General features: G+C 56.5%; 3 protein-coding genes and 1 pseudogene. 2 read left to right on the plus strand and 2 right to left on the minus strand.

What is annotated here, in order from left to right; translation table 11 throughout:
• Positions 1-2,285: pseudogene (locus AC5LBQ_RS09430) on the plus strand (DNA helicase); the annotation flags it as partial.
• Positions 2,286-2,293: 8 nt separating this feature from the next.
• Positions 2,294-2,551: a hypothetical protein gene (locus AC5LBQ_RS09435; protein WP_282922239.1), complete on the plus strand. Its 258-nt coding sequence runs from the start codon at positions 2,294-2,296 to the stop codon at positions 2,549-2,551.
• Positions 2,552-2,562: 11 nt separating this feature from the next.
• On the opposite strand, the gene AC5LBQ_RS09440 is transcribed toward AC5LBQ_RS09435, so the two are convergent.
• Positions 2,563-3,159: an SAF domain-containing protein gene (locus tag AC5LBQ_RS09440; RefSeq protein ID WP_491680784.1), complete on the minus strand. Its 597-nt coding sequence runs from the start codon at positions 3,157-3,159 to the stop codon at positions 2,563-2,565.
• A 138-nt stretch (positions 3,160-3,297) separates the two neighbouring features.
• On the minus strand, positions 3,298-3,945 hold the full coding sequence (locus AC5LBQ_RS09445; RefSeq protein WP_493265317.1) for a 5-formyltetrahydrofolate cyclo-ligase: 648 nt from the start codon (positions 3,943-3,945) through the stop codon (positions 3,298-3,300).
• Positions 3,946-4,092 lie beyond the last annotated feature (147 nt).

Below are 4,092 nucleotides of genomic sequence, written 5' to 3' on the forward strand. Positions count from 1 at the left end.
TGTGGCGCCGTCATGCATTGCCAGGTGCCTGGCCCCGAATTCCGCAAGAATTCGAGGCGGTACAGGAGCTTTCGGCGCAAATTTTCGCCGAAGTTGCGGCAGTTGCCCCCATCCTTAGCCAAGTCACCACTCCGGAAGGGACGAAACCAGAGGAAGTGCCGCTGGCCGACCTTTTGAATTTAGTAAAGTCCCTCGATGAAACTACTGACCAGGCCTTACGCCTGCCCCTGCAGGTACAGCTGCTAAAGGAATTGAAAGAGTCCGGGTTGGGTCCGCTTCTCGATGATTTGCGGGCCCGGCGAGTACCCGCTGAGTTAGCTCTGGCAGAACTGGATTTGGCTTGGTGGTCAGCCATTTTGCTAAAAATTATGCATAGCGACCCGGTCTTGGCCGGTATTGACGGGGCCGCCATGCACGAGTTGGCGGATACCTTACGTTCCCTAGATTTGGCACAAATCGAATCGCTACCTTACCCCGTGGCGCGAGCCATGCACGAGCTCGCGAACCAAGCGCGCCAGGGGCAGGCTCCCGCCGCCGCAGCTTTGCAATCTGTGTTAGAGATTGGCGATATGGGGGCGCTGTCCGACTTCCAAAGTTTTGCCCCGCTCATCCGTCAGCTGTGCCCGGTCTGGGCACTTTCGCCCTACCTGCTGGCCCAGATTTATGGAAATTCCACAATTGAAGTCCTGGTGCTGGATCATTTGGATTTTATGAGCTTGTCTCAAGTGATTCCGCTCATTGCGCGAGCCAAGCAGCTGGTAGTACTCGGTGATTCTCGGCGAGGGTGGACTGGATTTACCCAGGTTGCAGCGAAGGTTTTGCCGGTCGTTTCTCTGCGTTCGGATTTGGGTGAGCTTTCCGAGCAGGTCGCGCTGTTCCTGGCCAGTCACGGTTACGGTGAGTCCGTGGCGCCTGTGCCGTCCCCACGTCCGGCTTCTTTGGTGAAACTCCACGTGGTAACCGGTTCAGAGTCTCCTTTGGCGCGGGATGGGTCGCCGGTCATCTCTCGGGTCGAAATTTCCCGCGTGGTGGAGTTGATTTTGGATCACGCCCTGAATCGGGCCTCTCAGTCCCTGGCGGTAGTCTGCTTGAACCCCGGGGCCGTCGCGCGGATTCGTTCCGCCCTGAACGATGCCTTGGCAAAAGTGCCGCAGGCTCAGGATTTCTTCCAGAGCGGGAGGGAACCTTTCGTGGTGGTCGATTCTGCCACGGCTGGCGGGCTGCGCCGTGACGTGGTCATTATGAGTTTGGGTATGTCCAAGACGCCGCACGGGCGGGTCCAGTTGAACTTTGGTCCGGTTTCCGGTCCTTCCGGGGTCGCGCACGTGGTTAGCTGTCTGGAAGTCGTGCGCCAAAGGCTCGAAATTGTCAGCGCGTTTAGAGCCAATGAAGTCGATACGTCCAAACTTAGCGAGCCGGGGGCTCGAATGCTGGTGGATTTGCTGGACTCCGCTGACAACCCCGAAGGCATGGAGCGGGCTTTAACTACTCCGGAATCTTTCGAATCGGAGCCGGATCGTCTCCTGGTGGATTTAGCGGAACGTCTGTGGCGAGCGGGACTGACGGTGGTTCCTCGTTTCGGATTGAAAGACGGTATTCAGATTCCCCTGGCCATCGGATCCGCCGAGCTACCCAGTGAACTGCTGGTGGCGGTGCTAACCGATGACGATACTTACGTGAGAGAACCTTCTTTGCGTAGGCGGGAAAGGCTGTGGCCTGCCCGCCTGGAAGCGGCCGGTTGGACAGTCATTACCTGTTACACCATGGAAGTTTTTGCCAACCCGGCGGCACAGGCGGCAAAAGTTCGTCACGCGGTGGAAACAACTTTGGCTAGACGAAAAGATGCCCTTTCGGTTCCTCTCATCGCGGCTCCTCAAATTGAAGTTACGGAAGAACCGAATAGTCCAAATCCTGTACTGAATGGTACAGAAATGTCTTCATCGACAGCCACTGCGGTGCAGAAACCTGAGGAAACTCCTGCTGAGGGCTCCGTCAAGACTGCCCCTGAAAGTGAGGCCTTTGCGGAACGTCCCGTTGCCCCGAACCTTCGCGTAGTCGGCGCCACTCGCAGCCCGCGTCCCCCGGTCGCTAAAGGGTTGCCCCTGGCAGCTTATGGAGATGACCAGTTGGACGAGTTGCTGGAGTGGATTCAATCCGACGGGGTGGCACGCAGCGAGGACCAGCAGGTGCAAGAACTGCGGGAGACCTTAGAGTTATCGCGCCGCGGTGCCCAAGTCGACGCCGTGCTGCGCCACGTGGTACGGCGGCGCAACGCTGCCTTGTGAGGAGAACGATGGAACAGAACAAACCTACTCCACGCGACATTTTTGCCACTCAAAAGGCTCAGCCCGAACCGAGACGGGAACGCCAGCGAATTCGCCGTCACCGTAGGGCCACCTATATCTCCCAGCAAGACGAGGGCAAAGACAACCCCTTTGCCGTTCCCGGCGGCGGAAGCCTCGAGGCGCCTCCGGAAACGCCAGATGAAATTGACGAAACCAACGACAAACGGCTGAAAGCCGACATTCCCCCGCATTTCGGGAAACTGTAAGCAGGGATTTACTATCTCCGAACTACGAAACTCAGGTCGTAGTCTGTTTTGGCGGCGATGACTCGACGAGCTTCGTCCTCGGGAGCCGCCAGGTAAGCGATAGCGGCGGAGTTCCCGGTGCCCAGAAAACTCTCGGAGACGGCCTTTACCCCGACAACCCGAGCATTGGAAGCTAATAGTTCCCCATCCACGTTCCCCCCGGAACACCAAATTTCAACCGGTTGCCCGGTCTTGGAGAACCCTGCTACCGCAGGGTCGCTGACTTCGATGGCGAAGGCGACTTCTCCTGTCCGCAGGTCCTCCACCGCGTTTTCCACCAGCAATGCAGGCTGCAGCACGGTTCCGGAACTCAAGTCCACCGCCGCGGTTTTCCCGATGACGTGGTCAGTTTTTTGAAAGTGGTCCTGGGGGACAGCGGAAGGAGTCAGGGTGGAAAGCCTCACGTCCTTTGCGGTAATTTCACAACCCGCACAGATTTCGTGTTTGACCACCACCACGGAGGCTCCAGCTTTCTCAGGTAAAAAGAGCGTCACCACAACGAACACAGCCATGATAGCCAGACCCGCGGCGAGGGGGTAACGCCAATTCCAAAAACGATTCATGCTCATGAGTCCACGCTAGGAAGATGGTTGACAGCGCGCCACTATCGGGGCTATCTACCTGTGGAAAACCCCATTTTTACCACCCTTGTGGAAAACCCTCTGTAATCGAGTAAAACAGCAGGACAAAGGGCCGATGGAAGGGAATTAAGCGGGCAAAATTCCCGACTTTTGAAACTCGGAGCCTTCCAACTTGAAGCAGCAAGAGGGCGTCAATACCCCGGTTACCGGAATATCGTACTGGTCTGTGGGAAGAATCAGTTCCCGCTGCAACTCATGGGCGTAGCACAGCGCATAGATGGGGGTCTGTTTCTGAACATAGGGCAGAGCGCGGTCATACCAACCTCCACCCTGGCCCAAGCGATTTCCTTGTCGATCAACCGCTAGAGCAGGGGTGATGACCAGGTCTGCAGCTGCTAAGGCAGAGGAATCGAGAGCGTCCCCACTGGGTTCCATCGGCCGGTTCGGTGAGCGGTTGGCCAAATCATCGCGACCCGCATAAAAAGCCCAATCACGGTTGAGCTTCGAACCCAGCTTTGGCACCAACAGCCGCTTGCCTTGCTGATACAGCGCCTCGATTAAATCCAAGGTTGGAGGCTCTTTCTTAACTGAGACGTAGCAGGCAATTGTGTGAAAGTCTGTCGCGAACTCCAGCACTCGATCTCTAATTTCCTGACCAGCCTGGGAAACTTGGCTATCACTGAGCCGATCCCGAGCACTGCGAATGAGTTGCCTTAACTGTTGCTTAGCGTCTTCGGGCTCTTGCCCACGTAAATCCGGTAAGTTTAGCTCCATCTCATGCACCTTAACATTGTGCCTTATTTACGTTTATTTATCTTGTTATTACATCGGGATAGATTAGGCTTGATTCATGAGTTTAGAAGTTAGGTGCTCCGTCATCCCCGCCGCTGGGAAGGGAACCCGGATGTATCCTCTGACGAA

The sequence above is a fragment of the Mobiluncus sp. genome (genome assembly GCF_985070215.1).